The 6619-nt window shown below is 73.3% G+C and carries 5 protein-coding genes; all 5 read right to left on the bottom strand.

The genetic code is table 11. The annotated features are described in order from the left end of the window. Positions 1-945: EamA family transporter RarD (gene rarD / locus HOY81_RS10860; protein ID WP_237320067.1), on the bottom strand; the 945-nt coding region annotated here is incomplete at its 3' end. A 149-nt stretch (positions 946-1094) separates the two neighbouring features. Beyond that, entirely contained in the window at positions 1095-2207 is a 1113-nt protein-coding gene (locus tag HOY81_RS10855) for a 2-oxoacid:ferredoxin oxidoreductase subunit beta (protein WP_237320066.1), read from the bottom strand. Then, a complete protein-coding gene (locus tag HOY81_RS10850; RefSeq protein ID WP_237320065.1) occupies positions 2200-4116 on the bottom strand; it encodes a 2-oxoacid:acceptor oxidoreductase subunit alpha in 1917 nt (638 codons plus the stop codon). The genes HOY81_RS10855 and HOY81_RS10850 overlap by 8 nt, the downstream gene beginning before the upstream one ends. Before the next feature lie 155 nt (positions 4117-4271). Continuing rightward, entirely contained in the window at positions 4272-4931 is a 660-nt protein-coding gene (locus tag HOY81_RS10845) for a response regulator transcription factor (RefSeq protein ID WP_272892647.1), read from the bottom strand. A gap of 115 nt (positions 4932-5046) precedes the next feature. Beyond that, positions 5047-6465, bottom strand: coding sequence for a sensor histidine kinase (locus tag HOY81_RS10840; RefSeq protein ID WP_237320064.1), 1419 nt, complete (start codon positions 6463-6465; stop codon positions 5047-5049). Positions 6466-6619: the final 154 nt, after the last annotated feature.

Here is a 6619-nt window from a genome sequence, read left to right as displayed (position 1 = left end):
GCCGGCGGCGCCCCCGGCACCGGTGTCCCCGGCCGCGGCGGCCGCCCGCAGCCGGGCCCGGCCGCGCCGCGCGGCGTGCAGGGCGTCCCAGGTGAGCACGGTGAGCGCCACCCACACGAGTACGAAGCCCGCCCAGCGCTCCGGCGGCATCGGCTCGTGGAAGGCCAGCAGTCCGAGCAGGAACATGAAGGCCGGCGCCATGTACTGGAGCAGCCCGATGGTGGAGAGCGGCAGCCGGACCGCCGCGCTGCCGAAGAGGATCAGCGGCAGTGCGGTGGCGGCGCCCGCGAGGGCCAGCAGCAGGGCGTGCCCGGTGCCCTCGGTGGTGAAGCTGGAGTCGCCGCGGGCGGTGAGGTAGACGAGGAAGCCCAGCGCCGGCAGGAACTGCATGGCGGTCTCCGCGCTGAAGCTCTCCACCCCGTCCAGCCGGACGTGCTTCTTGATCAGGCCGTAGGTGGCGAAGCTGAAGGCGAGGGCGAGGGAGAGCCAGGGCACCTGGCCGTACGCCACCGCGAGCACGGCGACGGCCGTGCCGCCGATGCCGACCGCCACCCACTGGGAGGGCCGCAGCCGTTCCCGCAGCAGCAGCACGCCGAAGGCGATGGAGACCAGCGGGTTGATGAAGTAGCCGAGGGACGCCTCGATGACCCGGTCGGCGGTGACGGACCAGATGAACAGGCCCCAGTTGACCGAGATCACGGTCGCGGCCAGCAGGATCAGGGCGAGCTTGCGCGGCTCACGGAGCAGGGCGCGTATCCAGGACCAGCGGCGCAGCGCGGCCAGGATCAGCAGCGAGGTGGGCAGCGACCACACCATCCGGTGGGCGAGCACCTCGACGGCGCCGGTGGACTCCAGCAGATGCCAGTAGAGCGGCAGCAGCCCCCACATGCCGTAGGCGGCGAAACCGAACATCAACCCGGTGCGGGATGCACTGCTCGACGGCATGGGGACCCTCCTGGCGAACGGCGACCCCCTGACGGTAACGCCGGACGACCCCGGCTGTCATTTCCGTTTTCAGGGAACGGTCATGACGGCCGGGTGTCGCGTCCGTGTCGCCTCCGTGTCGCGTCCGCGCAGCTCCCGCGGTGGGCGCGTCAGCCGACGACGGTCCAGGTGTCCTTGCCCGCCAGCAGGGCGGAGAGGTCGCCCTTGCCCTGCTGCTCCACCGCGTACTCGAGCTGCTCGGCCATGGCCTGCTCGTAGACCGGGCGGCGCACGCTGCGCAGCACGCCGATCGGCGTGTGGTGCAGGGTGTCCGGGTCCGCGAGCCGGGAGAGCGCGAAGGCGGTGGCCGGCGAGTCGGCGTGCGCGTCGTGCACCAGCACCCCGTCGGTGCCCTCCTCGGCCACGTCCACGATCCGCAGTTCCCCGGTGGCCGGGTCCCGGACCACGCCCTTGCCGCCCAGGCCGTCCTCGGCCGGTGCACCGAAACGGACCGGCTCGCCGTGCTCCAGGCGGATCACCGCCTCCAGCGCCTGCTGCTTGTCCTTGAGCACCTCGAAGGCGCCGTCGTTGAAGATGTTGCAGTTCTGGTAGATCTCCACCAGGGCCGTGCCCGGGTGGTCGGCGGCCGCCCGCAGCACCGAGGTGAGGTGCTTGCGGTCGGAGTCGACGGTGCGGGCGACGAAGGACGCCTCGGCGCCCAGCGCCAGCGAGACCGGGTTGAACGGGGTGTCCAGCGAGCCCATCGGGGTGGACTTGGTGATCTTCCCGGACTCCGAGGTCGGCGAGTACTGGCCCTTGGTGAGCCCGTAGATCCGGTTGTTGAAGAGCAGGATCTTCAGGTTCACGTTGCGCCGCAGCGCGTGGATCAGGTGGTTGCCGCCGATGGAGAGGGCGTCGCCGTCACCGGTGACCACCCACACCGACAGGTCCTGGCGCGCGGCGGCCAGGCCGGTGGCGATGGCCGGGGCGCGGCCGTGGATGGAGTGCATCCCGTAGGTGTTCATGTAGTACGGGAAGCGGGACGAGCAGCCGATCCCGGAGACGAAGACGATGTTCTCCTTCGCCAGCCCCAGGTCCGGCAGGAAGCCCTGCACCGCGGCGAGCACCGCGTAGTCGCCGCATCCGGGGCACCAGCGGACCTCCTGGTCGGACTTGAAGTCCTTCATGGTCTGCTTGCCCTCGGCCTTCGGCACCAGGGAGAGGGCGCCCAGGCCCTCGGCCGCCTCCCCGGCGGTCGGCCCCTCCGTGAGCTGCTCAGCCATTTCCGACGGCCTCCTTGAGAGCGTTCGCGAGCTGTTCCGCCTTGAACGGCAGCCCGCGGACCTGCGTGTACGACTCCGCATCGACCAGGTACCGCGCCCGCAGCAGCGTGGCGAGCTGCCCCAGGTTCATCTCCGGCACGATCACCTTGTCGTAGCGCCGCAGCACCTCGCCGAGATTCCCCGGGAAGGGGTTGAGGTGGCGCAGATGGGCCTGCGCGATGCGGCCGCCCGCCCGGCGCACGCGGCGCACGGCCGCGGTGATCGGCCCGTAGGTGGAGCCCCATCCCAGCACGAGCACCCGGGCCGGCCCGTCGTGCGGGTCCGTCGCCGGGTCGTCGACCTCCAGGTCCGGCACCTCGACGCCGTCCACCTTGGCCTGCCGGGTGCGGACCATGAAGTCGTGGTTGGCCGGGTCGTAGGAGATGTTGCCGGTGCCGTCCTGCTTCTCGATGCCGCCGATCCGGTGCTCCAGGCCCGGCGTGCCCGGCACCGCCCAGGGACGGGCCAGGGTCTGCGGGTCGCGCTTGTACGGCCAGAAGACCTCGGTGCCGTCGTCCAGCGCGTGGTTCGGGCCGGTGGCGAACTGCACCCGCAGATCCGGCAGCTCGTCCCGGTCCGGGATGCGCCAGGGCTCCGAGCCGTTGGCCAGATAGCCGTCCGAGAGCAGGAACACCGGGGTGCGGTAGGTGAGCGCGATCCGCGCCGCGTCCAGCGCCGCCGTGAAGCAGTCCGCCGGCGTGGCCGGGGCCACCACCGGCACCGGTGCCTCGCCGTTCCGCCCGTACATGGCCTGGAGCAGGTCGGCCTGCTCGGTCTTGGTGGGCAGCCCGGTGCTGGGGCCGCCGCGCTGGATGTCCACGACCAGCAGCGGCAGCTCCAGGGAGACCGCCAGCCCGATCGTCTCGGACTTGAGGGCCACCCCCGGACCGGAGGTGGTGGTCACCCCGAGCGCGCCGCCGAACGCCGCGCCGAGCGCGGCGCCGATCCCGGCGATCTCGTCCTCGGCCTGGAAGGTCCGCACGCCGAAGTTCTTGTGCTTGGACAACTCGTGCAACACGTCCGAGGCCGGCGTGATCGGGTACGAGCCGAGGAAGAGCGGCAGGTCCGCCTGCTGAGACGCGGCGATCAGTCCGTAGGACAGCGCGAGGTTCCCGGAGATGTTCCGGTAGGTGCCGGGCGGGAAGGCGGCGGTCGCCGGGGCCACCTCGTAGGAGACCGCGAAGTCCTCAGTGGTCTCGCCGAAGTTCCAGCCGGCCCGGAAGGCCGCCACGTTCGCCTCCGCGAGCTGCGGCTTCCCCGCGAACTTCGCCCGCAGGAAGCGCTCCGTCGCCTCCGTCGGGCGGTGGTACATCCAGGACAGCAGGCCCAGCGCGAACATGTTCTTGGACCGGCCGGCGTCCTTGCGGGACAGCTCGTACTCCTTGAGCGCCTCCACGGTGAGCGTGGTCAGCGGCACCGGGTGCACGCGGTAGCCGTCCAGCGAGCCGTCCTCCAGCGGCGAGGTCTCGTAGCCCACCTTGGCCATCGCCCGCTTGGTGAACTCGTCGGTGTTGACGATCACCTCGGCGCCGCGCGGGACGTCCGCGATGTTCGCCCGCAGCGCCGCCGGGTTCATCGCGACCAGCACGTTCGGCGCGTCACCCGGGGTGAGGATGTCGTGGTCGGCGAAGTGGAGCTGGAAGCTGGAGACGCCCGGCAGGGTGCCTGCGGGGGCGCGGATCTCGGCCGGGAAGTTCGGCAGCGTCGCCAGGTCGTTGCCGAAGGACGCCGTCTCGGAGGTGAAGCGGTCCCCGGTCAGCTGCATGCCGTCGCCGGAGTCGCCCGCGAACCGGATGATCACCCGGTCCAGGCGCCGGACCTCCTTCCCGGCCGTCGGCTGCTGATCGGTTGTACTGACCTCGCTGGTCACGGTGATTCGTACCTCCCTCGGGGGCGGCGGCCCGCAGCCATCGTACGTGGGTAAGGGTCGCCTACCTGAGTTCGATCACATGCTGGACCGGAATCTGAGACGGCATGCCGTGACGTGGCGGCCGGTCACGGCGGGAGACACGGCTGGAGGGCCGGTCACGAGCGGAGATAGGTGAGGACGGCGAGCACCCGGCGGTGGTCCGCGTCGCTCTGCGACAGGCCGAGCTTCAGGAAGATGTTGCTCACGTGCTTCTCCACCGCCCCGTGGCTCACCACGAGCTGCGCGGCGATGGCCGAGTTCGTCCGGCCCTCCGCCATCAGGGCCAGCACCTCCCCCTCCCGGGGGGTCAGCGCGGCGAGCACGTCCTGCTTGCGGCTCCGGCCCAGAAGCTGCGCGACCACCTCCGGGTCCAGCGCCGTGCCGCCCTCGGCCACCCGCACCACCGCGTCCACGAACTCGCGGACCTCGGCAACCCGGTCCTTCAGCAGATAGCCCACCCCGTGACTGGAGCCGGCCAGCAGCTCCGTGGCGTACTGCTCCTCCACGTACTGGGAGAGCACCAGCACGCCCAGCCGCGGGTGCGCCGCGCGCAGCCGCACCGCCGCCCGTACGCCCTCGTCCGTGTGGGTCGGCGGCATCCGTACGTCGGCGACCACCACGTCCGGCAGCCGGCCGTCCGCCGCCAGCTCGTCCACCGTCTTGACCAGGGCCTCGCCGTCCCCGACCCCGGCCACGACCTCGTGCCCCCGGTCGGTCAGCAGCCGGGTCAGGCCCTCCCGCAGCAGCACCGAGTCCTCGGCGATGACCACACGCAACGCGTCCTCCACGCTTCCCGGCCCCCGCACCGGCGGGCGCCTCCCGACGGGACGCCCCCAGCATTCCAGACCGCGCCCCCCACCGGAGGGGGGACGCGACGGCCCGCCGCGGGGTTCAGCACCGGCCCGGACGCCCGGGGACGCCGGGGTCCGGGTGCGCCGGGTCCGGGCGCCCGGCAGGGGACGGATCGCGCCAGGGGAGCTCGGCGGTGATCACGGTCGGCCCGCCGGCCGGGGAGTCCAGCAGCAGCAGCCCGTCGACGGAGGCGAGCCGGTCGGCCAGTCCGGCCAGGCCGCTGCCCGCGCCGGCGTTCGCGCCGCCGCGCCCGTCGTCCCGCACCTGGAGCAGCAGCCGGTCACCCGCCCGCCACACCTCCACGGCGGCACGCGTCGCCCCGGCGTGCTTGCCGGTGTTCTGCAGCAGCTCGGAGACGGTGAAGTAGGCGATCCCCTCGATCGCCTGCGCGGGCCGCCCGTCCAGATCCACCGTGACCTGCACCGGGACGGTGCTGCGCCCGGAGAGGGCGGAGAGGGCGGGGCCGAGGCCGCGGTCGGTGAGGATGGCGGGGTGGATGCCGCGGGCGAGGTCGCGGAGTTCCTGGAGGGCGAGTTTCACCTCGCCGTGGGCCTCGTCGACCATGCGGGCGGCGGCCTCCGGGTCCTCCAGGACCTTCTCCTTGGCGAGGCCGAGGCCCATGGCGAGGGTGACCAGGCGGGCCTGGGCGCCGTCGTGCAGGTCGCGCTCGATGCGGCGCAGGTCGGCGGCGGCGGTGTCCACCACCGTCCCCCGGTCCGACTCCAGCTCCCGCACCCGGGTGGCCAGCCGGGAGGGCCCCAGCAGCCCCGCCACCAGCGCCCGGTCCACCGCCGTCAGGCCGCGGAGCAGCCACGGAGTGAGCAGCACCAGCGCCAGCCCGGCCGACGAGGCGAAGAGCTGGTCGGCCGCCGAGTCCAGATACCAGCCGCCGCCCTCGGTGCCGTCCCCCCAGAGCTGGATGCCCGGCTGACCGAGATGGCGCGGGAAGACCCACTGCCAGGCCGGGTAGAGCAGCAGCCCCCAGCCGTTCGCCCACACCGTCAGCGCCAGCACGAAGGAGAACAACGCCCAGGGGAAGTGCAGCAGCGCGTACAACAGCGACCGCCAGGACACCCCGCTGCGCAGCAGCGCCCCCGTCCAGGGCAGCAGACCGCGGCCGCGCTGCAACGCCCGTACGGGCTCCGGCTCGGCCACCTCCAGGCCCAGCAGCGCACGGGCGCGGGCCCGCTCCAGCCGCCCCAGCGCCCGGCATCCGGCCAGCCCCGCCGCCAGCACCGGCACCCCGAGAAAGGTGACCAGCAGGCCGGCGCTGAGCGAGAGCACCGTCACGGAGTAGACGAACGCGGCGACGGCCAGGGGCAGACCGGTGAGCACATGGAGAAACTCCCGCCAGGTGCGGCCCGCGACCGGGCCCCGGAGCAGCTCGGCGGGCCACGGGCGCCGGCGCGCGGCGGGCCGCGGCTGCGGGGGGCCGTAGGCGGGGGCCGTGGTGTCCATGGGCGTGTCCTTCGTTGTCGGGTGGCGGGTGAGGCCGGGGGGAGGAGGCGGTCAGCGGGTGAGGCGGGGGCAGGCCCGGGGTGGGGCGGCAGGCGCGGCCGGAAGGCGGGGCCTCCGGAGCGCCGGCCCCGGACCGTGCCCGGCCGGGCCCTCC

The organism is Streptomyces sp. JJ36 (assembly GCF_021696945.1).
GTDB lineage: Bacteria > Actinomycetota > Actinomycetes > Streptomycetales > Streptomycetaceae > Streptomyces.
Note: the sequence above shows the minus strand (reverse complement) of the source record. Positions and strands in the feature narration are given on the sequence as shown.

Bases quoted from the DNA above. Each gene is read 5' to 3' on its own strand.
- HOY81_RS10855 (WP_237320066.1), bottom strand. From the start codon at position 2,207: ATGGCTGAGCAGCTCACGGAGGGGCCGACCGCCGGGGAGGCGGCCGAG.
- HOY81_RS10840 (WP_237320064.1), bottom strand. From the start codon at position 6,465: ATGGACACCACGGCCCCCGCCTACGGCCCCCCGCAGCCGCGGCCCGCC.